Origin of the sequence: Shewanella khirikhana (assembly GCF_003957745.1) — a bacterium.
Lineage (GTDB): Bacteria > Pseudomonadota > Gammaproteobacteria > Enterobacterales > Shewanellaceae > Shewanella > Shewanella khirikhana.
Map to the genome: position 1 here is coordinate 447,769 of NZ_CP020373.1, position 23,436 is coordinate 471,204.

At 55.4% G+C, this 23,436-nt stretch carries 18 protein-coding genes; 11 read left to right on the forward strand and 7 right to left on the reverse strand.

Going from position 1 to position 23,436, the window contains the following annotated elements; genetic code table 11:
- Positions 1-138: 138 nt before the first annotated feature.
- The 4 genes from STH12_RS01890 to gltB form a co-directional block, all read right to left on the reverse strand.
- Positions 139-1,128: a cobalamin biosynthesis protein CobD/CbiB gene (locus STH12_RS01890; RefSeq protein WP_126165988.1), complete on the reverse strand. Its 990-nt coding sequence runs from the start codon at positions 1,126-1,128 to the stop codon at positions 139-141.
- Positions 1,128-1,820: a 5'-methylthioadenosine/adenosylhomocysteine nucleosidase gene (locus STH12_RS01895; RefSeq protein WP_126165989.1), complete on the reverse strand. Its 693-nt coding sequence runs from the start codon at positions 1,818-1,820 to the stop codon at positions 1,128-1,130. Before STH12_RS01895 ends, STH12_RS01890 begins: the two co-directional genes overlap by 1 nt.
- A gap of 132 nt (positions 1,821-1,952) precedes the next feature.
- Positions 1,953-3,371 (reverse strand): FAD-dependent oxidoreductase, encoded by a 1,419-nt coding sequence (locus STH12_RS01900; protein ID WP_126165990.1) that lies wholly within the window; start codon positions 3,369-3,371, stop codon positions 1,953-1,955.
- A 6-nt stretch (positions 3,372-3,377) separates the two neighbouring features.
- Positions 3,378-7,826 carry a glutamate synthase large subunit gene (gene gltB, locus STH12_RS01905; protein ID WP_126165991.1) on the reverse strand — a complete coding sequence of 1,483 codons (4,449 nt, stop codon included), beginning with the start codon at positions 7,824-7,826 and terminating at the stop codon, positions 3,378-3,380.
- 520 nt (positions 7,827-8,346) lie between these two features.
- Between gltB and mnmL the strand changes: the two genes are divergently transcribed.
- Together mnmL and STH12_RS01915 are read left to right on the forward strand one after the other, a co-directional pair.
- Positions 8,347-9,312: a tRNA modification radical SAM protein MnmL/YtqA gene (gene mnmL / locus STH12_RS01910; protein ID WP_126165992.1), complete on the forward strand. Its 966-nt coding sequence runs from the start codon at positions 8,347-8,349 to the stop codon at positions 9,310-9,312.
- Positions 9,313-9,541: 229 nt separating this feature from the next.
- Entirely contained in the window at positions 9,542-9,907 is a 366-nt protein-coding gene (locus STH12_RS01915; RefSeq protein ID WP_126165993.1) for an Hpt domain-containing protein, read from the forward strand.
- Here the strand turns inward: STH12_RS01915 and STH12_RS01920 are convergent, their stop codons facing one another.
- A complete protein-coding gene (locus STH12_RS01920) occupies positions 9,908-11,629 on the reverse strand; it encodes a GGDEF domain-containing protein (RefSeq protein WP_164551125.1) in 1,722 nt (573 codons plus the stop codon).
- 172 nt (positions 11,630-11,801) lie between these two features.
- Here STH12_RS01920 and oxyR point away from each other — a divergent pair, with 172 nt between their 5' ends.
- Positions 11,802-12,713: a hydrogen peroxide-inducible genes transcriptional activator OxyR gene (oxyR, locus tag STH12_RS01925; protein ID WP_126165995.1), complete on the forward strand. Its 912-nt coding sequence runs from the start codon at positions 11,802-11,804 to the stop codon at positions 12,711-12,713.
- 110 nt (positions 12,714-12,823) lie between these two features.
- Here the strand turns inward: oxyR and STH12_RS01930 are convergent, their stop codons facing one another.
- Together STH12_RS01930 and mutH are read right to left on the reverse strand one after the other, a co-directional pair.
- A complete protein-coding gene (locus STH12_RS01930) occupies positions 12,824-13,900 on the reverse strand; it encodes an adenylate/guanylate cyclase domain-containing protein (RefSeq protein ID WP_126165996.1) in 1,077 nt (358 codons plus the stop codon).
- Between the two features lie 129 nt (positions 13,901-14,029).
- The gene (gene mutH / locus STH12_RS01935; protein WP_126165997.1) at positions 14,030-14,704 is read right to left on the reverse strand and encodes a DNA mismatch repair endonuclease MutH; all 675 of its coding nucleotides are present in this window, start codon (positions 14,702-14,704) and stop codon (positions 14,030-14,032) included.
- Between the two features lie 695 nt (positions 14,705-15,399).
- Here mutH and rppH point away from each other — a divergent pair.
- The 8 genes from rppH (at position 15,400) to nhaR (ending at position 23,387) form a co-directional block, all read left to right on the forward strand.
- Positions 15,400-15,918, forward strand: a complete 519-nt coding sequence (gene rppH, locus STH12_RS01940) for an RNA pyrophosphohydrolase (RefSeq protein WP_126165998.1) — start codon at positions 15,400-15,402, stop codon at positions 15,916-15,918.
- Between the two features lie 32 nt (positions 15,919-15,950).
- Positions 15,951-18,185 (forward strand): phosphoenolpyruvate--protein phosphotransferase, encoded by a 2,235-nt coding sequence (gene ptsP, locus STH12_RS01945; protein WP_126165999.1) that lies wholly within the window; start codon positions 15,951-15,953, stop codon positions 18,183-18,185.
- Positions 18,186-18,417: 232 nt separating this feature from the next.
- Positions 18,418-19,158, forward strand: a complete 741-nt coding sequence (locus tag STH12_RS01950; protein ID WP_418856601.1) for a sulfite exporter TauE/SafE family protein — start codon at positions 18,418-18,420, stop codon at positions 19,156-19,158.
- Between the two features lie 27 nt (positions 19,159-19,185).
- Positions 19,186-19,992 (forward strand): prolipoprotein diacylglyceryl transferase, encoded by an 807-nt coding sequence (lgt, locus tag STH12_RS01955; protein WP_126166001.1) that lies wholly within the window; start codon positions 19,186-19,188, stop codon positions 19,990-19,992.
- Positions 19,992-20,786 (forward strand): thymidylate synthase, encoded by a 795-nt coding sequence (gene thyA, locus STH12_RS01960; protein WP_126166002.1) that lies wholly within the window; start codon positions 19,992-19,994, stop codon positions 20,784-20,786. Before lgt ends, thyA begins: the two co-directional genes overlap by 1 nt.
- A gap of 120 nt (positions 20,787-20,906) precedes the next feature.
- Positions 20,907-22,082: a Na+/H+ antiporter NhaA gene (nhaA, locus tag STH12_RS01965; RefSeq protein WP_126166003.1), complete on the forward strand. Its 1,176-nt coding sequence runs from the start codon at positions 20,907-20,909 to the stop codon at positions 22,080-22,082.
- Positions 22,079-22,462, forward strand: a complete 384-nt coding sequence (locus STH12_RS01970; protein ID WP_126166004.1) for a hypothetical protein — start codon at positions 22,079-22,081, stop codon at positions 22,460-22,462. Before nhaA ends, STH12_RS01970 begins: the two co-directional genes overlap by 4 nt.
- A 16-nt stretch (positions 22,463-22,478) precedes the next feature.
- Positions 22,479-23,387 (forward strand): transcriptional activator NhaR, encoded by a 909-nt coding sequence (gene nhaR, locus STH12_RS01975; protein ID WP_126166005.1) that lies wholly within the window; start codon positions 22,479-22,481, stop codon positions 23,385-23,387.
- The last annotated feature ends 49 nt before the right edge of the window (positions 23,388-23,436 follow it).

Below are 23,436 nucleotides of genomic sequence, written 5' to 3' on the forward strand. Positions count from 1 at the left end.
CTAACAAGATTGATGTCCGTTACCGAATTGAAAATGACTGAGCCATAAGGGGCGACATTATAGTGTCAACTTGGACAAGGTGCTAACAATCCTCATGCAGCGCAGGCGCAGGATTTATTTCCATCCAATTGCACTAATCTACAGGGTTTGCAGATACCTGAGTACCACCCAGGCGATGGGCATAAATACCAGGAACAAAAACCAGGTAAAACAGGCGCGGTTGGAAAGCTTAATGGCATCGCCGATATTGGCAGCCCTCGGCAGAGGCCCGGCGCCCACTTTATCGATGGCGACGCGGCTGCCATGGAACTTCTGCGGGCCGCCAAGTTCTATATTCAGCACTGTGGCCGCAACATAGGCGCTGCGAATGGCATTGGACAGGGGTTGCCAGCGTCTGTGGCTAAACAGGGCGCCAAGGCCCGCAGGGCCGCCCTGAATCGCCAGGCTCAGGCTCCACAGCCATGACGGGATATACAGCAGCACCGACACCAGCAGGTTGATGGGGGCGCAAAAGAAGCGAAACTTCGGCACCATCGGCGGCCACACCAGTTCCAGCTGTTTGAGCATGCGAACCAGCAGCACCATGGGAGCGCCGGCAATGGCAAAGAAAAACACTGTCGAGGCGGTGCCGTAGATGGGCGCCGTCACCAGTTTTTCAATAGTAGCCTTGGCAATCCCCACTTCGGACAGCTCGGCAGTATCCCGTGAAAGATACTGCCCCAGCAGCTTTTTTGCCTGCTCCTTATTGCCGTGGGCCAGGGTGCGATGCACCTCATCGGCCACCTGGACAAAACTTGCATCGGACAGGCAAAGGTAGAGGATCAGAAACTCGAAAAACCACGGGAAGGCGGCCATATCCAAAAGAAAGGTCACAATCAGCCAGAAGGGCAGGACCAGCAGCACGGCGGCCATAACACCGGCAATCATTTGCTGCCTGGGGCCACGCTCGGGGTGATTGACCTTGTGGGCCAGTTCTTTGGCCAAAAAGCCAAACCACACCAGCGGCTGCATTTCACGGGGCAGGGGGGCCAGTCTGGCCAGCGGCAGGGCGCACAACAGGATAAGGAAGCCCTCAAACAGGGCTCCATCCAGAGCGATAAGCTGGTTTACAAACTGGCCGTTGGTCATTAAAGACCCTCGATAAGCGCCATGACCATCAGGGCGGAGTGATGCCCTGCTTTCACCAAGTATGAGTCGAAATCGACCGGACTGTCATTATTGGCATTGTCAGACAGCGAGCGGATCACCACGAAGGGGGTGCCGAACTGATGGCAAATCTGACCGATGGCGGCGCCTTCCATTTCACAGGCGGCCATGGTGGGGAAGTCAGCGCGCATCTTGGCGGTGCGCACAGGGTCGCAGATAAAACTGTCGCCGGTGCAGATAAGGCCTTCAATGGTTTTCACTTCACCGAGGCTGGCAACGGCGGCCTTGGCGGCGTTCACCAGGCGGGCGTCACTGACGAATGCGGCTGGCTGCTGGGCCATTTGACCGATTTCATAACCGAAGGCGGTAACGTCCACATCGTGGTAGCGCACTTCGCTGGCAATCACCACATCACCAATGGTCAGGCTGTCAACAAAACCACCGGCAGAGCCGGTATTGATAACAAAATCAGGTGCAAACTTGTCGATAAGCAGGGTGGTGGCGAGGGCGGCGGCCACTTTGCCGATGCCGGAGCGGGTTACAATAACCTGCTTGCCGTGCAGTTCACCCTCGGTGAACTCGATGCCGGCGATGGTGCTGGACTTGGGGGAATGCAGTGCCGCAATCAGGTGGGCTACTTCCGGCTCCATGGCGCCGATAATACCGATTTTCATAACTTGCCTTTGAGCGTGTATAGGGAATGGCAGTCAATATACCACACAGGTATGACTGGTATACAGGCTCAAAAAAAGCGCATCCTCAGGAAGACCTTTCGGATGCGCAATACACAAGCAAAGGGTGCCGGATCAGGCGGTTGCCGTCTCTAGGAAGTTGAGGATCCCAAGTGCCGCATCGCGGCCTTCGGCGATAGCGGTTACCACCAGATCTGAGCCGCGCACCATATCGCCACCGGCAAACACCTTGGGGTTGCTGGTTTGGAATGGATTGTCGGCCACCTTGGGCGCCTTGACCCGACCCTTGTCATCGAGCTGGATGCCAAAGTCGGCAAACCAGGGGGCGGGGCTTGGCTGGAAGCCAAAGGCGATGATGATGGCATCGGCCTCAAGCAGCTGCTCGCTGCCGGGGATGGGCTCGGCGCTGCGGCGGCCATTGGCATCGGCTTCGCCCATTTGGGTTTCCACGCATTCGATGCCCACCACCTTGCCGTTTTCGGTCTTGATGGCCACTGGCTGGCGGTTAAACAGGAAGTTTACGCCTTCTTCGCGGGCATTTTGCACCTCGCGGCGGGAGCCGGGCATGTTTTGTTCGTCGCGGCGATAAGCACAGGTTACCTGGCTTGCGCCCTGACGCACTGCGGTGCGCACACAGTCCATGGCGGTATCACCGCCGCCCAGCACCACAACCTTCTTACCGGCGAGGTTGATGTAGGGGTTTTGCTCGCTCTGCTGGCCGAGCAGCTCCATGGTGTTGCCGATAAGGTAGGGCAGCGCCTGCAGCACGCCATCGGCGTCTTCACCGGGTAAACCGGCCTTCATGGCGCTGTAGGTTCCCATGCCGAGGAACACGGCGTCATAGTCTTTCAGCAAGTCACTGAAGGCGATGTCTTTGCCAACGGTGACCCCCAAACGAAACTCGATCCCCATGCCTTCGAGTACCTGACGGCGGGTTTGCATCACCGATTTATCCAGCTTGAACGAGGGAATGCCGTAGGTCAGCAGGCCACCGATCTGCGGATACTTGTCGAACACTACCGCCTTGATGCCGTTGCGGGCGAGGATATCGGCGCAGCCAAGACCGGCAGGGCCGGCACCCACAATGGCGACCTTCTCAGTGCGAGGGGTGACCTTGCTCATATCCGGGCGCCAGCCCTGGGCGATGGCGGTGTCGGTGATGTACTTTTCCACGTTGCCGATGGTCACGGCGCCGAAGTCGTCGTTCAGGGTGCAGGCGCCTTCACAGAGTCTGTCCTGAGGACAAACCCGGCCGCAAATTTCCGGCAGGGTGTTGGTTTCGTGCACCAGATCCGCCGCTTCCATAATGCGTCCCTGCTTGGCCAGTTTGAGCCAGTTGGGGATGTAGTTGTGCAGCGGGCACTTCCATTCGCAGTAAGGGTTGCCGCAATCGAGGCAACGGTCCGCCTGCTCATTTACCTGGCCTTGAGTAAAGGGCTGATAAATTTCAATAAACTGTGTAGAGCGCAACTTGATTGGTTGCTTGGATGGATCCTTGCGGCCCACTTCAATGAACTGAAAATCGTTACTCATAGTGCATTATCCCGCTTTTACTGCCAGTTCAGGGTTTGGCTTTTCCAGCTTGAGCAAGTCGGCCACCGCCACGTTTTTGGGTTTCACCAGCACGAAGCAATCGAGCCAGTTATCGAAGTCGCTCAGGATGGCCCGGGCGTGTTCGCTGCCGGTTTCGGCCACGTGCTCTTCAATCAGCCCCTTGAGGTGCTTCTGATGGATAACAGACTCCACCTTTTGGGTGTCGACCATCTCGGTATTCACCCGACGGTTAAAGCGGCCGAACTGGTCGAATACGTAGGCAAAACCACCTGTCATACCGGCACCGAAGTTCACCCCTGTCTTGCCGAGTACCACCACTATGCCGCCGGTCATGTATTCGCAGCCGTTGTCACCCAGACCTTCCACCACGGCGACGGCGCCGGAGTTACGCACGCCGAAACGCTCGCCCGCCTGACCAGCGGCAAAGAACTTGCCGCCGGTGGCGCCATAGAGGCAGGTGTTACCCACAATGGCGGTGCGCTCACTCTGGAAGGCGCTGCCGATAGGCGGGTAGATAGACAGCTTGCCGCCGGACATGCCTTTGCCGACGTAATCGTTGGCATCGCCGCACAGGCTCATATCAAGGCCGGGGGCATTCCATACGCCGAAGCTTTGACCGGCGGTGCCGTTAAACGACAGGCTGATTGGCGCCTTGGCACCGCTGAGGCCCCACTGGCTGGCGATAATCCCCGACAGCGTGGCACCCACAGAACGGTCGGTGTTGTTGATGCTGTAGGCCGCGCTGAAGCTCTCGCCAGCGGCCACGGCCGCTTCGGCATCTTTCACCAGACGCTGGTTCAGCTCGCCATTGTCGGCGGGCGGGTTGGTTTCCAGCCAGGTGCGGGCAGAACCTTCGCGCACGTCCGGCTGATACAGGATCGGAGACAAGTCCAGACCATGTTGCTTCTCGGTCTCGCCCTGAAGCGCCTGCAGCCATTCGCTGCGGCCCACCAGATCTTCAAAGCGGCTTACGCCCAGCCTGGCCATCCACTCACGCACTTCCTCGGCCACGAACTCGAAGTAGGTCATTACCCGCTCAGGCAAGCCGTGGTAGTGGTTGTCCCGCAGGTTCTTGTCCTGAGTCGCCACGCCGGTGGCGCAGTTGTTCAGGTGGCAAATACGCAGGTACTTACAGCCAAGGGCAATCATGGGCACAGTGCCGAAACCGAAGCTCTCGGCGCCCAGCAGCGCAGCCTTGATAACGTCTGTGCCGGTCTTGAGACCACCATCCACCTGCAGGCGGATTTTGTGGCGCAGGCCGTTTTCCACCAGAGATTGATGTACTTCGGCCAGACCCAGCTCCCAGGGGGAGCCGGCATATTTCACCGAGGTGATGGGGCTCGCGCCCGTGCCACCGTCATAGCCGGATACGGTGATCATATCGGCGTACGCCTTGGCCACACCGGTGGCAATGGTGCCGATGCCGGGTTCAGATACCAGCTTGACGCTTACCAGTGCCTTGGGATTGATTTGCTTCAAATCGAAAATCAGCTGCGCCAGATCTTCAATCGAATAAATATCGTGGTGCGGCGGCGGCGAAATCAGGGTCACACCGGGGCGCGCATACCGCAGACCGGCAATCTCAACACTCACCTTATGGCCGGGCAACTGACCGCCTTCACCGGGCTTGGCGCCCTGTGCCACCTTGATTTGCAGCACTTCGGCGTTAACCAGATAGTGGGCGGTGACACCAAAGCGACCAGAGGCAATCTGCTTGATGGCAGAGTTTTTCTCGGTGCCGAAACGACGTGGATCTTCACCACCTTCACCTGAGTTGGAGCGGCCACCAAGGCGGTTCATGGCAATGGCCAGCGCCTCGTGGGCTTCCGGACTCAGGGCGCCGATACTCATGGCGGCGCTGTCAAAGCGCGGATACAGTGACTTGGCCTCTTCTACCTTGGCCAGTTCGATGGCGGCGTCTGTGCCTTTTACGCTGAAAAGGTCACGCAGCATGGCCACCGGACGCTCGTCCACCAGGCGGGCGAACTCCTTGTATTTGTCGTAGTCGCGGCCATGGAGGGAGGCCTGCAGGGTGTTAACCACATCCGGGTTGAAAGCGTGGTATTCGCCACCTTCCACGTACTTGAGCAGACCGCCCTGAGGCAGCGCCACATGGGGGCGGAAAGCTGCCAGATGCAGCTGTTTCTGATCCCTGGCCAGATGATCGAAGCTGACGCCTTCGATACGGCTCACTACGCCTTTGAAGCAGAGCTCAATCACGTCACGGGCAAGACCAATGGCTTCAAATTGTTGGCTGCAGCGGTAAGAGGCCACAGTGCTGATCCCCATCTTGGACATGATTTTGCGCAGTCCCTTTTCGATGCCGTAACGGAAGTTCAGCATCAGGGCGACCATGTCGTCGGCGTCGTTGCGCTTGGCCATGTCAGCGATTGATTCATACACCAGATAGGGGTAGATGGCCGTGGCACCAAAGCCCAGCAATACCGCAAAGTGGTGAGGATCCCGGGCAGACGCGGTTTCAACAATGATGTTGGTGTCGCAGCGCAGGCTCTTGGACACCAGCATCTGCTGCACTGCACCCACGGCCATGGCGGCAGGGATCACCTGACGATTCTTGGCCACAGCGCGGTCTGAGAGCACCAGCAACGTGGTGCCGGTACGTGCCAGACGCTCGGCATCGTCGGTGATGCGGCGAATGGCGTTTTCCAGGCCTTCGGCCGGGTCGTAGTTGAGATCCACGATATTGGCACGATAGTAGGCTTTATCGAGCGACATCAACTGGTTGAAGTCGGAGTACAGCAGTACCGGAGAGTTGAACATCACCCGGTAGGCATTGCCCGTGGTTTCGTTAAACAGGTTTTGCTCACGGCCAACGCAGGTGGCCAGCGACATCACGTGCTTTTCACGCAGTGGATCGATAGGTGGGTTGGTGACCTGGGCAAACTTCTGACGGAAGTAGTCGTACAGGGAACGCTGCTTTTTCGACAGCACTGCCATGGGGGTATCGTCGCCCATGGAGCCCACGGCTTCTTCGCCCTGACGAGCCAGAACCCAAATCACCTGTTCGAGTTCTTCACGGCTGTAACCAAACAGCTTTTGATATTGCAGCAGGGTGTCACGGCTGAACTCACTTGCGCCGTGCTGCTCGCCGGTCATCTGTTCGGCCGGTTTCAGGGTGCGGCTGTTTTTCGCCATCCACTCCTTGTAGGGGTGGCGGCGCTTGAGGTCGTTATCAATCTCAAACGACTGGTACAGACGGCCGTTAAGGGTATCGAGCACCAGCAGTTCGCCCGGGCCCACACGGCCTTTTTCGACCACTTCGTCGGGCTGGTAGTCCCAAATGCCCACTTCCGAAGCCAGGGTCAGGATACGGTCTTTGGTGATCACATAACGTGATGGACGCAGGCCGTTACGGTCCACGGCGCAGGCGGCGTGGCGGCCATTGGTCATTACAATGCCGGCCGGGCCGTCCCAGGGCTCCATGTGCATGGAGTTAAAGTCGTAGAAGGCTTTCAGCTCTTCGTCCATCTCTGGGTTACTTTGCCATGCGGGCGGGATCAGCAAACGCATGGCGCGGTACAGATCCATACCGCCGGAGAGCAGCATTTCCAGCATGTTATCCAGTGAGGATGAGTCGGAGCCGGTTTCGTTTACAAAGGGCGCTGCCTGCTGCAAATCGGGCAGCAGTGGCGAGTTGAATTTGTACGCACGGGCACGGGCCCATTGACGGTTGCCGGTGATGGTGTTGATTTCACCGTTGTGCGCCAGGTAGCGAAATGGCTGCGCCAGTGGCCACTTGGGCGAGGTGTTGGTTGAAAAGCGCTGGTGGAACAGGCAGATAGCGCTTTCCAGACGAATGTCGGCCAGGTCTGGATAGAAGGCAGGCAGATCGGCGGGCATCATCAGGCCCTTGTACACAATCACCTGACCGGAAAGGCTGGCCACATAAAAGTCGGGGTCGGCAGTCATTTGCTGCTCGAGGCGACGACGGGCCATATAGAGGCGACGTTCCAGATCTTTTTCACGCCAGCCGATGGGGGCGTTGATCAGCACCTGTACAATGCGGGGCAGACTGGATTTGCCGATATCACCCAGCACGTCCGGGTTAACCGGCACTTCGCGCCAACCGGCAATGCACAGGGTTTCTTTTTCCAGCTCACGCTCGAGCAGGAAACGGGTAGCGGCAACGCGTTCTTCATCCTGGCTTAAAAAGAACATGCCCACGGCAAATTTACGGGAAAGGTGCCAGTCGTTCTCGGCGGCAATGGCCTCAAAGAACTTGATGGGCAGCTGCATGAGCAGGCCACAGCCGTCACCGGTGCGACCATCTGAGGCAATACCGCCTCGGTGTTTCATGCGATCCAGTCCCGTGATGGCGGTACGCACAATGCGATGGCTGGCCTCTCCGTCCATCTGGGCTATCAGACCGAATCCACAATTGTCCCGCTCAAAACTGGGATGATACAAGCTCATACAAATCCCCCACCTAAAACCTCTGATTGATACTGCTCGGGGAATCACGCAAAAAACATTGATAGATATGCACCCGAATTTCCCAAATTATCCCGAGAATTTACAAAGGTCAAACCTAAAGATTGCATAAAACATGGGTAAAAAATCATGTTTCATACACTTTTGATAATTGCTTTACGTTAACGTCAACTGATAAAGTTGATGTATAACATTATGAATAATAGGAATTTTAAAAATATCGTATTTTTGGCTTTACCAAAATGTAACAAAATGAGCCATTGTTTTGGGTTTGGGAATAGTGATTTTTTTTGCAAATACAGTAATTCGCTTGTGTTACATCTGGATTGATTAACTATTCAAAAAGCGTGATTAAGATCCACTTTTGGGTGCATTGGGTGCGAATGTGTATCACAAAAAGGGATTAAATCGGCTGCAATTGACCTGGATCCGGATCCTGCCAAGGGGAAGCAGCTAGAGTGCCCGCTTATTCTTTGATGTGTTCGAATTAGCGGAGTTTGGCGTGGCCCAATCTGTATCTGTGTCTCCAGGCCTTGATGCACTGGTGAATACCTTTGGCAATGATTGTCGGCAGCGTTATGGGCGCCGGGTGCGAAAACTGACCCTGGATGCACACTTCACCTGCCCAAACCGGGATGGCAATCTTGGCATTGGTGGCTGCACCTTCTGCCATGTGCCTTCTTTTAACAGCGACGATGGCGAGCGTTATAACATCAGCGCGCAGTTAAAACGGCAAATGGCAGAGCGCCAGGATGAGCTGTTTTTCATTTATTTTCAGGCTTATACTAGCACTTATGATGAAGTTTCGGTACTGAAAGCCCGCTATGACGAAGCGCTGTCGCTCGGTAAGGTGGCCGGGTTATTTGTCGGCACCCGCCCGGATTGCGTACCCGATGAGGTGCTGGATTTGCTCGGCAGTTACCGTGACTGCGGTATTGATGTCTGGCTCGACCTTGGTTTGCAGTCTGCCCGCGATGACACTCTGAGACGTATTAATCGTGGCCATGGTTTTGCCGCCTATGAGGATGCGGTGCTGCGCGCCCGCGCCAGGGGAATTAAGGTTTGTACCCATCTTATTCTCGGGCTGCCGGGCGAAAGCCATGATGATTACCTTTTCAGCCATCGCCGGGTGCTGGAGCTGGGCGTGGATGGGCTTAAGTTACATCCACTGCATATTGTTGAAGGCAGCACCATGGCCAGGCAGTGGCGTGCCGGTCGGCTGACGCCCCTGTCACTGCCTGACTATGCCGACAGCGCCGCCGAGCTTATTCGTCGCACCCCCGCCAATATCATCTATCACAGGGTAACTGCCCATGCCCGTGCGCCACTGTTGCTGGCGCCCGACTGGTGTGGCCACAAATGGTTGGGACTGACGGCCATCACCGAACGCTTGGCCAGACTGGGTGGTCAGGGCAGTCTCTCCGACAGGCCTTTTATCGCCGCGACTCAGTCTGAGATTGTCTGCTGAAAATAGCCTGATAGCGGCGACAGAATGGCTATCTTCTTGACCCTAAATCGAAAGTCTACATTTAGGGTGTGAAGTACGGTAAATGGTTAAATATATGTTAAAAGCGGGAAATATCCAACGAAGTCAAACGCCATACGGTTGCACAGCGGGGCAGAGAGGGTATTATGTGCCATAGCATCACCGGTAAACTCGCCGGTTTAAAACTTCACTGACTGTTAAGGGGGCCTTGATGGCAACTGCTGAACTGGACAAGATCCTGGATCTCAATACGCTGGAACAATACTGCAGCGCTATCGGTGCCGGGACCCTGCTCAAGAGTGTGGTACTGTTTGAACAGTTGATGCCCGAGTATGTGGGCAACCTGGTGAAGGCGAAGGAAGCAGGCGACAAAGATACCCTGTGTTCTGAAGCACATAAGTTTAAAGGCGCAGCCGGCAGTGTGGGCCTGAAGCGTATCCAGCAATATGCTCAGCTGTTGCAGCACGGCGAAGACTCAGCTTGGGAAACCGGTCACAATGAATGGCTGCAGGCCATTTCAAGTAATGCTTTTGACGACCTTGCTGCACTGAAAGATTTTCTGCAATCCAAAGCCTGATCAGGCTTTCATCGGGCGCTCGTCCTTGACCACATAGGGCTTGGAGGGCGCCAGTTCAATTCTGTCCCTGCCGTTTTGCTTTGCCCTGTACAGGGCTTTGTCCGCATCTTCAATCAGGCGGCCTTCGTTTTGCTGATAGCTGTGTACAGTTGAGGCAATACCTATGCTGACGGTGCAGTGGATCTCGCCCTGGGCCGTGGTCACCGGTTTTGAGCGGATATTGTTGAGGATAAGCTCGGCAATATGCAGTGCCCCTTGCCCGTGGGTGTTGGGCAAAATGATGGCAAACTCCTCTCCGCCGTAACGGCAAATGGCGTCCGATGGGCGTTTCAACACGTAATAAAAGCGCTTGGCAACCGACTTGAGCACTTCGTCTCCCACTCTGTGACCATATTTGTCATTTACATCCTTGAAGTGATCGATATCGATAAGCAGCAGGCTGATGGGGGTTGACTCCCGCGCGCTGCGGGCCATTTCGGCGCTGAAGCGCTCATCGAAAAACTGCCGGTTGCGCAGGCCGGTGAGAAAATCGATGGCGTTTTTCTCCTGCAGCAATCTGTGTTGCAGTTCCAGCTCCCGATATTGGTTTTGAAGCAGGTCAAACTGCTCGGCGAGCAGGTGAGACTCCTTCAGCCGTACCAGGTCCTTGAGGGTGGCCTTGGGATTGGCGCTGCGCGCCCTGGGCTGCATCAACTGCTGGCACAAATATAGAAATACCAGTACGGACATCAAAAGCGGCTGGGCTGCGCACAGCGCAAAGTTTTCAAGCTCCGGCCCTGATGCCAGGCTGGTGGCGAGGGTACCTATCATCAGCTGCAATCCAGCCAGCAACAGCCATTGCCCCTGATGCTCAACCATCAGCAGTTGCAGCAGCGACAAGGCGCTCAGCAGGCAGCCAATCAGCAGCACAGGTAATACCAGCGGCAGCGCAAATTCGACGCTTCCAAGGGCGGCAACGCCAATACTGAGCCCACACAGGGTCTGCATTATCAGCATTTTCTTCAGGCTGGTGGACAATTGCTCGTGCTGGAACAGACGGTAGTTGGCACAGGCTTGGGCAAGTGTGAGGGCAATCGGCCAGAATGGCGGTGTTGGCAGCAACGCTGAGGGCGGCAGCATCAACAGCAGCAGCGGAATGGAGACCAATAAAGGCACCGCCGCCAGTGGCGTACGCAGCTGCGGCAGTAAGCTCATCAGCCCCAGACACAACATCAGGGTGAGCTCGGCGCCGAAGATCAGCAACAGGATGCTGCGCTGCACCTGATCCCAATGTTGCCACCAACTGCGCTTCCAAAGCGTTTGCGGCAATTGCTTCCCTTGCAGGTAAAAGGTGACTGACTCACCGGGGTCAAGGGTAAGCGCTAATTGCCGTGCCGGCATCGGGGCGGGCAATTGCTCCAGTGGTAGTTCAGAAACGCTGCCAGAGCTGTGCCGCAACAGATAAATTTTGGCCGGCGGAACCCACAGTGGCTGGGTGAGAACCCAATGGCTCACTTCATCGGATTGATTTTTAAGGGGGAGCTGTTGCCACGGCAATTCGTGGCCGTGGCTGTCGAGCTGTGTCGGTAAGTTCAGAGACTCGAAGGAAGCCAGTAGCGGCGTTTGATACAAGGGTGCAAGGGGTAATTGGCGGTTGGCATCAGACAGAGTTATTCCCTCACCCCAAACGGGTAAGAGCGGGAACAAGAGCAGGAAATACAAAATCCCTTTCAGCCCTGACATCGGCGCATCCTTCAATTGCCAATCCGAAAAAGTGTAGCCCATTGGGGTGTAGTGGCAAGTGATTGGGCAGATATTGCTCACATAACTGTACGCAGGTCTTATGCGCACTCAGGGTTCCTGTGTTACAGTTGCTTGGTAGTTTCAATCCATTCGTGCGGTGGTAATCGAAAAAATGAAACATCTCCCCAGCCTCAAAAATCTCTACTACCTGGTGAATTTGTATCAGGAACAAAACTTTAATCGCGCCGCCAAGGTGTGCAATGTCAGTCAGTCGACGCTCTCAAGTGGTATTCAAAACCTTGAAGAACAATTGGGGCACCAATTGATTGAGCGCGACCATAAATCTTTTATGTTTACTGCCATTGGCGAAGAGGTGGTGGGGCGTTGCCGCAAAATTCTGACCGATGTGGACGACTTGGTTGAGCTGGTACGCAATCAGGGCGAACCCATGACCGGCGAGATCCGCTTGGGCTGTATTCCCACCATAGCGCCGTTTTTGCTGAGCCGGGTGGTACGCCACTGCCAACAAAACTACCCAGAATTGGTGCTCTTACTGAAAGAAGACACCACCGAGCGTCTGCTTGATGCCCTCGGCAAGGGCGAGCTGGACTTATTGCTGCTGGCGCTGCCGGTGGACACCAGTGGTTTCCACAGCATGAAGGTGGGGGTCGACCCGTTCAAAATGGTAGTGCATGGCGATCTGTCACCTGAGATCCACGAGCCTATTGATTATCAGACTCTGCCGGATGAGAGTATCTTTTTGCTGCAAAGCGAGCACTGCATTACCGGGCATGCCATCAGTGCCTGCCAGCTTGGAGATTCCAACAAAATCAACCCGTTTGCTGCCACCAGTTTGCACACCCTGGTGCAGATGGTGAACAGTAAGCTGGGTACCACTTTCCTGCCACAAATGGCGATTGATGCCGGTATCCTGAATGATACCGAGCTGCAGGTAATGGACCCACCCGGCAGCTCGCCTTATCGCGATATTGGCCTGGTGTGGCGTCAAACAACGAGCCGGATCCGTACCTTCCGAACCCTGGGGCTGGAAATAGAAAAGCTGCTCAGCAAGGAAAGGGCGTGAGCCTGCGCTAATTACAGCTAAAAAACGGCGACTCTCAGAAGTCGCCGTTTTTTAGCCATATGATTGGCCTGCTAAGCAAGGAGCAAGTGTTCGGGGCTGTAGATGTTGGCTTAGCCGACGCGCTTGGGCGTCACACCGAACACTTCAATGGAGTGCTGCTTGCCCTTAAGCTTTACCGGCCCCAGGGCGGAGAGGTTATAACCGCTGTCTTCGGTTTCAAGTCTTGCTGCCAATGCACCGGAAATCAGCATCCGCTGTCCCAGTGGATTACATTGGTCCTGCAGGCGCGCCAATGTGTTCAGTACGTCGCTGAAGAAACTGATCTCCTGCTTTTGCACCCCCACCACGGCTGCCACCACCTGACCACAGTGTGCTGCCGCCTTGAACTTGGGCACAAAGCCATAATGTTCTTCAAAATACTGCCGTTGCCAGTTGAGCTGCTGACTGAATTCCCAATAGATGTTCATGCAGCGGTCGTTCTTCACCCCTTCATGCAGCGGCCAGTGGATAAGCACCGCATCGCCCATGTAGCGGTAAATTTCGGCTTCATTGCTGGCAACAGTATCGGACAGCAGGCTGAAACTGTCCTGGATCAGGCGGCTGAAACGATAATCGCCGAGGGATTCTGCGTGAGTGGTACTGGCGACCATGTCCAGATATAAAAACAGTCGCTGCTCGTACCTTGGCTTGTGATATTTGCCAAGGCCGATATTCAAAAGCACCCGCGGACCTACCAGCAGCGCCATTTGCTCGATAAAGGCAAGTCCCAGACGCACCACCACCAAATACACAATCAATGCCTGGAATGAAGGGCTGTAGAGCACATGCACTGTGAGCATCTGTCGCAGGGTGGTCATGTGGTTTTCAATCGCCCACATATTCAAAAACTGAGTGATATAGGCGAGGGTGGTGGCGCCAAGCAGCAAAAACAGCCCCTTGAACAAAACCGAGAATAAATAAGGCAGGCGATTGATGGCGCTGAAATCGGCAATCAAATTCGACATCCAATGCAGGCTGCCAAAAATAATTCCCATGTAAATCGCGAGGGTCGCAAGATCGGCCGAACCTACGGCCCATTGAGGCAGATCCTGAGTCTGGGCGTATCGAAAGAAGACGAACGCGGCCATGGCAATGCCCCAGGCCAGGATGGCAAATAACAGCTTTTTAGCCTGACGACTCGCTCTCACGGTAGCTTCAGTATCCGAAGTTATAAGGTATTACGAAGAATGAGCTAGTGTATAGAAAACCTGTGCCTCATTACCAGCCCTTGGCGTGATCTGAATCAATGCTTGGGGCGATATTGGCGTGATTGGCTACTATTCGCCAAATGCCTGGCGCAATATGGCCTGAGTGAAGTTGGTTTTCAGGTAAAAGCCCCGGGGATTGGTGAGTCCGACAGTGCCATCTTCCATAATGCATTCGGTTTTGGCCGCGGCGTTGGCGGCCTTGGGACGCAGTTGCAGCACTTCACCGTGGCGAGCGGTAAGACCAGTCACTTTGCCGATGGCAATCAGTTCCATGATTTCCTCCCAGTCTTGCCTGAGCTGCTCGCTCTCGGTCGTGGAAGGGCGCCACAGCACGGGGGTGCCGATACGCCTGTCTGTCAGCGGAATGCTTCTTTCGCCCTCCACAGGGATCCACAGCACCTGCTCCAGCTTATGCTTCACCAGACTCTGCTCCCACCTGAGGCCGCCGACATCCATCAGCGGTGCCACGCACACATAGGTGGTTTCCAATGGCTTGCCACGGCTATCGATGGGAATGGTTTTAAGCTCAACACCCAGGTGCAGAAAGTCCTGCTCCGGGCGGGAGCCGGCCAGCGCACCCAGCTCTTGCTCAATTAACTGACCAATCCAGCCTTTATCTCGCCTTAGATTGGCCGGAACCGGCCAGCCGAGACCTGCTGCCAGTTGGCCAAGACTTAACCCCGCCATCTGGTGGGCGCGATCCAATAGTTCTTCCAGGCTTTGTGGCGATCGGGGGGCATTCATGGGGCGGATTCTACGCCCTTTGGGGATAAGATCCAACTTGGCTATTTTTTGTTCGTAAATTTGGCTTGGATAAGTTTTTACTGACTTTGCTTATCTAACATCATGTAAAATAAAGGTATTTATCTTTGTGTATATCGTATTATCCTCAGCCGTTAAAGTTACCCGCTGATTTCCCCGACATTCCCCACAAATTTATCCACAGAATCATGGGATAACTGGGATAAATCCAGCCCATTACCCCAGCTAAATATCACTGTCAACGAAAAATGTGCGCTATTTTTATGGTTGTAATAGGGCGAAACTGCCTTGGCTTGTGTATAAAACTGACAGTATTCCGCAGTTATTTAGCCTTCATCATTGGCTGGTTTATTTTTGTTCGATCTGTGGTTAATTACAGCAGTTGTGAAACGATCATTTTGCGTAAGTCATATAAAATAGTCACTTAGAAGGCATTTATGAATAAAGTGATCTTTGCCGATCTGCACTAATAATGAACATTTTCACGGTTTCCTTCGACTTGCCTACAGAGATATCCACAGTTTTTGTGGATATGATCCCGTTTTAATATCGCTCTCTGTTGATAATCGCAAAAAGGACTGAAATTTATCCAAAGGTGGCGCAGAAATAGGGGTTTGCTGCCAGCTTGGCTTTGTGAAACAATCCTTCTATTACGATTTGTGTATTTTGGAGTCCATGTGATTGATAGCGACGGCTTTCGCGCAAATGTGGGCATCATCATCTGTAACTCTTTCGGCCAGGTCATGTGGGCCAGGCGATTTGGACAACATTCATGGCAATTCCCACAGGGTGGGGTAGATGACGGTGAAAGTGCCGAAGATGCCATGTATCGTGAGCTGTATGAGGAAGTTGGCCTCAGGCCTGAGCATGTCCAGATCCTGACCTCTACCCGTTCCTGGCTCAGATACCGTTTGCCAAAACGCCTGGTGCGTCAGGACAGCAAGCCTGTGTGTATCGGCCAGAAACAGAAGTGGTTTTTGCTGATGCTCAAGAGTCCGGAAAATGCCATTAACCTGAATTCATCCGGTCATCCCGAGTTTGATGATTGGCGCTGGGTCAGCTATTGGTATCCGGTGCGCCAGGTGGTGTCATTCAAGCGGGATGTGTATCGCAAGGTAATGAAGGAGTTCGCGCCCACTGCGCTGGCCCTGCAATCCCGCGAGCCACCCAGAGGCAAACGCAACAACAGACGTTAATCAGCGCGCCGACAGTCAAGGGGGATCTGCCAGTGCTCAACACGCTCAGGGATATTACGCAGTCAGTCGCTTCGGCTCATACGCTGGAGCTGGCGCTCGAATCCTTGGTGGCTCAAACCAAGGCCGCCATGGAGACCGAGTGCTGCTCTGTTTATATCCTCGAGCAGCAACAACTGGTGTTGTCCGCCACCGATGGCCTTGAGAAAACCGCCGTTGGTCGGGTGCGTATGCCGGTCAGCGAAGGTTTGGTGGGACTGGTCGCCGAGCGCGAAGAAGCCATTAACCTGGCAGATGCTCATCTGCACCCCAGATTCAAACTCTTCCCCGAAGCCAATGAAGACGAATACCGCGCCTTCCTTGCGGCTCCAATTATCTACCAAAAACAATTGCTTGGCGTAATTGTGGTGCAGCAGGCCAAGGCCCGTCAGTTTACTGAAGGTGAAGAAGCCTTCCTGATGACCCTGGCGGCGCAGCTTGCGATGGCCATTCGCGGCCTGAAACGGCGCGCCGAAGTGCACTCGCTGGATGAGCAGGTGCTGTTTACCGGTACCAGTGCCTCCCCCGGGGTGGCGATTGCCCATGCGCTGGTGCTGGGCGGTGAGATTTCGCTGCAGCAGCCGGACATCAAAGTAAATGATGTCGCAATCGAAGCCGAGCGCCTTAAGCATGCCATCGGTCGCAGCCGCGATGCACTCACCGCGCTTGCCCAGCGCTTCGATGGCGATCAGGACGACGAGCTGAGCTCTATTTTTACCTCGCTGCAATCGCTGCTCGAAGACATGAGCCTTGGCGGCGAATATCAGCGCGAGCTTGCCAGTGGCTGGAGCGCCGAATCGGCGGTCAGTCGGGTGTCGCTGCGTTACATCGCCCAGTTTGAGGCGATGGAAGATGGCTATCTTCGTGAGCGGGCAAGTGATATCCGAGACCTTGGACAAAGGGTTCTGCGGCAACTGATTGAACCTGGCCGGATGGCGCTTGACCCGGACAAACCGGTGATCCTGGTGACCCGTGAAGCCGATACCAGCATGCTGGCCGAGTTTCCGCGCCAAAAGCTGGCGGGCATAGTGACCGAGCTTGGCGGGGTGAACTCCCACGCCGCAATTCTGGCCCGTGCCCTTGGAGTGCCCGCCATTATTGGCGTTGAGCAGGTGCTGCAGGCCAATCTTGATAAAAAACAGCTGGTGCTGAACGCCAGCCGCGGGCTGCTGATGGTATCGCCATCGCCGTCGGTGGTGGATGAATACCGCAATCTTATCAGCGCTCAAAAGGCGCTGGCACGTCAGTATGCTGAGGAGCTTAACGAGCCTGCGGTCACCAAAGATGGCCACCGCATTCATTTGTACCTCAATGCCGGGCTGATGAGCGGTGTTGCCAGCGAAATTGCCGATGGCGCCGATGGTATTGGCCTGTATCGCACCGAAATCCCCTTTATGTTGCAGCAGCGCTTCCCCTCCGAGTCCGAGCAGGTCAAGGTGTACCAGACGGTGTTGCAATCGGCTGCCGGGCGCCCTGTGGTCATGCGCACCCTGGATGTGGGGGGGGATAAGCCGCTGCCGTACTTCCCGATTTCTGAAGAAAATCCTTTCCTTGGCTGGCGTGGTATCCGCTTGTCGCTGGATCATCCTGAGCTGTTTTTGGTGCAGCTGCGGGCCATGATGCAAGCCGGCGGTGATGGCGATAACCTGAAAATTCTGCTGCCGATGGTGAGCAGTATCGATGAAATTGATGAGGCGCTGTTGTACCTCGAGCAGGCATTCAGTGAGCTTCAGGCCGATGTGAATCCGGCGCTGAAACGGCCGCCGATTGGTGTAATGCTTGAGGTGCCGGCATTGCTGTTCCAGCTTGCTGAAGTGGCAAAGCGGGTCGACTTTGTCTCTGTGGGCAGTAACGATTTGACTCAGTATTTGCTGGCGGTGGACCGTAACAATCCCAGGGTCAGCAGCCTGTTCGACTCCTTCCATCCCGGCATTTTGCGGGCGCTTAGACGGGCACTGGTTGACTGTCGTCAGCTCAATCTGGAAGTCAGCGTCTGTGGTGAGCTCGCCGGTGAGCCCATGGGCGCGCTGCTGCTGGTGGCCATGGGGTACGATCAGCTGTCGATGAACCAGGGCAGTCTGGCACGGATTAACTACCTGCTGCGGCGGGTGGAGCGTGCTGAGCTTGAAGCCTTGCTCGAGTTGGTGCTGCAGATGTCCAATGGTCAGGATGTGCGTGAATTGGTGCGGGAATATCTGGATACCCGCGAGCTGGTGTCCATTCTGGGCTAAGACTATTCAGGTTAAGGCTCTTTATATTAAGACTGATTGGAATAGGACTGCCTGGTTCACGACCGAGTCGTTCAGGACCGCTTGAGTTTGCCACCGCGCCCAGCTTTTGGGTCGCGTCACAGGCCGTAATGCTTTAAGCTATCTGGCCATTGAAGAATCACAAGGTTTTGCCGTGGAACAAGTCATCTGGGTGATAGGCTGGTGTGTGCTCCTGGGAGCCTTTGTTGGCTTTATGGCAGGGCTGCTGGGGATTGGCGGCGGCCTGATGATAGTGCCTGCGCTGCTCTACTTACTGCCAAGCGTGGGCTTTGGCGCCGACTATTTGCCTCACGTTGCCATCGCCACGTCACTGTCGGCGATTATTCTTACTTCGCTTTCCTCCGCCAAGGCCCACCATGGCCGTGGCAATATCGACTTTTCACTGCTTAAAGTGCTGGCTCCGGCGGTACTGCTAGGTGCACTTGCCTCAGGGTTTGTGTCTGAACGTATTCCGGCGGAGCAGCTGCGCCAGGCCTTCGCAATTTTTGTCATCCTGATGGCGCTGCAAATGACCTATCCGTTCAAGACGGAGTCAAACCGCAGTTTGCCATCTGCGGCCGCCTTGTTTGTAATAGTGTTTTTCATCGCGCTGATTGCCGGATTGATGGGCATTGGTGGCGGCGTCCTGTTGGTGCCACTACTGACTTTTTTTGGTGTTGCCATGCGCACCGCCGTCGGCGTGTCGGCCGGAACCGGCCTGCTGATTGCACTCTCCGGAAGCACAGGTTACGTGATTGCCGGCTGGAATGCCCAAGGCATGCCCGATTACACCTTGGGTTACGTTTATCTGCCCGCGCTGGTTGGGATTGTGTGTACCTCGGTGCTGACCGCCCCCGTTGGCGCCAAAGCCGCCAGCAGCTGGCCAACCGCTATCCTGAAGAAAATTTTTGCGCTGCTTCTGACCATAATTGGACTGCGCCTGGTGGTGGGCTGACGCCACACCCAAAAAACCGAGTATGTTATGCCGCTGACGTTTCCTGATATCGACCCTGTGATTGCCCGTTTCGGGCCGTTTGAGCTTTTTGGTCAAACCTTCGAGCCTGCACTGCGCTGGTACGGCATGATGTACCTGGTGGGCTTTTTGGCAGCGCTGTGGCTTTTGAACCGCAAGGCCGATCAGTCCGGCGGTGTCTGGAGTCGGGAGCAGGTGTCCGATCTGCTGTTTTACGGCTTCCTTGGGGTAGTGCTCGGTGGCCGGATTGGCTATGTGGTGTTTTACCATTTCGACCTGTTTATGGCCGACCCCCTGTATCTGTTTAAGATTTCCGAAGGCGGCATGTCGTTCCATGGTGGCCTGATTGGGGTGATTAGCGCCATGGTGTACATTGCCTGGCGTCAGCGTCGGCCCTTCTTTGCCGTGGCCGATATGGTAGCGCCTGTGGTGCCCATAGGCCTGGGGGCAGGGCGCATCGGCAACTTTATCAATGGTGAGCTGTGGGGACGGGTGTCGGATGTGCCCTGGGCCATGGTATTTCCAACGGGCGGCCCCGAGCCGCGCCATCCCTCGCAGCTGTATCAATTTGCACTGGAGGGAGTTGCCCTGTACCTGCTGCTGTGGTGGTATGCCAAACGCACCACCAAGGTGGGGGCGGTTTCCGGGATGTTTTTGCTCGGTTATGGGCTGTTTCGAATTTTGGTGGAAACCGTGCGTCAGCCCGACGCTCACCTCGGCCTATACCTCGGTTTTTTAACCATGGGACAAATTCTTTCATTGCCGATGATCCTCTTCGGCCTGTATTTGATTTTGCGTAAACAGGAAGCGCGCTGATGAAGCAATATCTCGATTTAATGCAGCACATTCTCGATAAAGGCACCGATAAGAGTGACAGAACCGGTACCGGCACCCGCTCGGTTTTCGGTTATCAGATGCGCTTTGATCTTAACGAAGGTTTCCCGCTGGTCACCACCAAGAAATGCCATCTTCGCTCGATTATTCATGAATTGCTGTGGTTTTTGCAGGGCGACACCAATGTTGCTTATCTGCATGAAAACAAAGTGAGTATTTGGGACGAATGGGCCGATGAGAACGGTAATCTTGGTCCGGTATACGGCGCTCAGTGGCGCAGCTGGCCAACTCCTGATGGCCGCCATATCGACCAGATAACCCAGGTGATTGAACAGATTAAATCCAACCCTGACTCACGTCGTTTGATTGTGTCGGCATGGAACGTGGGTGAGCTCGACAAAATGGCACTGGCCCCTTGCCACGCGTTTTTCCAGTTTTATGTGGCCGATGGCAAGCTGAGCTGTCAGCTGTATCAGCGCTCCTGCGACGTGTTCCTGGGCTTGCCATTTAACATTGCCAGCTATGCCTTGCTGACCATGATGGTGGCGCAGCAGTGCGATCTCGAACTGGGGGATTTTGTCTGGACCGGTGGCGATACTCACCTGTACAGCAATCACATGGAACAAACCCAGCTGCAGCTGTCCCGTGAGCCACGTCCGCTGCCCACCATGACCATAGCGCGCCGCCCCGAGTCGATTTTTGACTACCGCTTCGAGGACTTCGAGCTCAGCGGTTATGACCCTCATCCCCACATCAAGGCCCCTGTTGCCATCTAGTTGATGAAACTTTCGTCTGATACCTCGGAAATATCGAGGTATCAGGCAGAAACTTACGATTATGTTTGTTAATCTGATTTCGCTACACTCAGGACATTAGGTTTCTTTGGGAGTAACGAAATGGATAAGGCTATTCGTAATTTTTTGAGCCAGGAGTCTGCCGGTGGCATCTTGCTGCTGGTGGCCGTTGCACTGGCCATGTTGCTCGCCAACTCGCCGCTTTCCGGTCTGTATCAGGGGTTTCTTAACACCGAGATGCAGGTGCGTTTTGGCGCGTTGGACATCAATAAGCCATTGCTGTTGTGGATTAACGACGGCCTGATGGCACTGTTCTTTTTGCTCATTGGTCTGGAAGTTAAACGTGAGCTGCTGGAAGGCGCGCTGTCGAGCCCGTCAAAGGCATCGCTACCTACCTTTGCCGCCATCGGCGGTATGTTGGTTCCGGCGGCCATTTACCTGTTCTTCAACTATGCCGATCCTGCGACCAAGGTAGGCTGGGCCATTCCGGCCGCCACCGATATTGCCTTTGCGCTGGGGATCATGGCGCTGCTGGGTAATCGCGTGCCCGTGGCGCTCAAGGTGTTCCTGCTGGCGCTGGCCATTATCGACGACCTTGGCGTGATTGTGATTATCGCGCTGTTCTACAGCACGGATCTGTCGATGCTGAGCCTTATCATTGCCGCCGTGGCAGTGACCGGCCTGGTCGCGCTGAACCGTAAGGGTGTTACTGCCCTCGCGCCATATGGCGTGCTCGGTATCATCCTGTGGATCGCGGTGCTGAAATCCGGCGTGCACGCTACTCTGGCCGGCGTGGTGATTGCCTTCTGTATTCCGCTGCGTGCCAAAGACGGCAGCTCGCCCTCAGAGCATCTGGAGCACAGCCTGCACCCCTGGAGTAATTTCCTTATTCTGCCAGTGTTTGCCTTTGCCAACGCCGGTGTGCCGCTTGGCAACATGGGGCTGGACAGCCTGACATCGCCCGTGCCTGTCGGTATTGCGCTGGGTCTGCTGCTGGGCAAGCCAATTGGTGTGATGGTGTTCAGTTATATCGCCGTCAAACTGCGTTTGGCTGAGCTGCCTCAGGGCATTGGCTGGCGCCAGATTGCACCTGTGTCCGTGATGTGTGGTATCGGCTTTACCATGTCGATGTTTATCGCCTCGCTGGCCTTTGAACATGGCGGCGAAGCCTATGGCGACCTGGCGCGTCTTGGCATTCTGCTCGGTTCGCTGTTTGCAGCCGTAATCGGGTACTTCTGGTTGTCCAAAGTACTGCCTCAAGCGGGAGAAAAAGCATGAAGATCAAATTAGTCTCTGTTATCGCCCTGTCCCTGGTGTCTGGTGTTGCGGCCGCCTCATCGCTGGATACCTGTGTTAAAGACAGTAAGAGTGAGGCCTGCCAAAGCTATCTGGGTGGTGTGGTGGATGGCGCCTTGATGTACAAAACCAGTGCCCTTGGTGCCAGACCCGAAACCAATGGCTTTGAGAGCCGGGCGCTCAAGTACCGAGGCGGCAGCCGCTTCCAGGATGCCAATCGCCGTTTCTGCGCCGACCGCATCCCTGACCGGCAGGTGCTGCTTGAGGGTCTTACTGAAGCGGTGAACTCAGGTGAAGTGCAGGACCAGGCGGGGTTGACCCAGGCCATGTACAGCCTGCTCGATTGCCAGCGCCTCAAGTAAGGCTGCCGGTTAACTGATGCAGCACCTCAACTATAACCATCTGTATTACTTCTGGATGGTGCAAAGCAAGGGCTCGGTGGCCAAGGCCGCCGAAGCCCTGTGCCTGACCCCGCAAACGGTAACCGGCCAGATAAGAGCGCTGGAAGATCGTCTGGGGGGCGCGCTTTTCAAACGGGTTGGTCGCCAGCTGGAGCCCACGGATCTGGGTGAGCTGGTGTACCGCTACGCCGACAAGATGTTCAACCTAAGCTATGAGCTTCTGGATATCCTCAATTACCGCAAAGATGCCGCTATGCTGTTTGAGGTGGGCATTGCCGATGCGCTGTCCAAGGCGCTCTCCAGCCGGGTACTGTTAAGTGTGCTGCCTACCGACGGCACCATGCGTCTGGCCTGTTATGAAGCGACCCACGAGAGCCTGATGACGCGCCTGCGGGAGCACAAGTTGGATATGATTTTGTCTGATTGTGCCGGTGAGTCGCTCAAATACCCGGAAATCCTCTCCAAAAAGCTCGGTGAATGTGGCGTGAGCTTCTTCTCCGCCCGTGAGTACAGCAAGCCCTTTCCCGCCTGTCTTGAGCAGGACAAGCTTTTGATCCCCGGCAAGCGCACCAGCCTTGGCCAGCAGCTGCATCGCTGGTTTGCCGAAAAAAACCTGACCGTGAGTATTCTCGGTGAATTCGATGATGCGGCCATGATGAAAGCCTTTGGCTTTTTTGGGCAAGGGATTTTTGTGGCGCCGTCCATCTACCGGCAGGACATCCTTGGCCATGGTATGCAGTTACTGGGGGAAACCCTGGATGTGCGCGAGGAATACCACGTGATGTTTGCCGAACGGATGATCCAGCATCCGGCGGTTAAGCGGTTGCTGGAAACCGATTTTATCGATCTGTTCGGCGGCCTCGACAGTCAGGTGCAAAAGTTCTGAGCCGCTGGTCAGGGCCCCGCCAATCCTGCTAGACTTAGCCGCAGTTTTT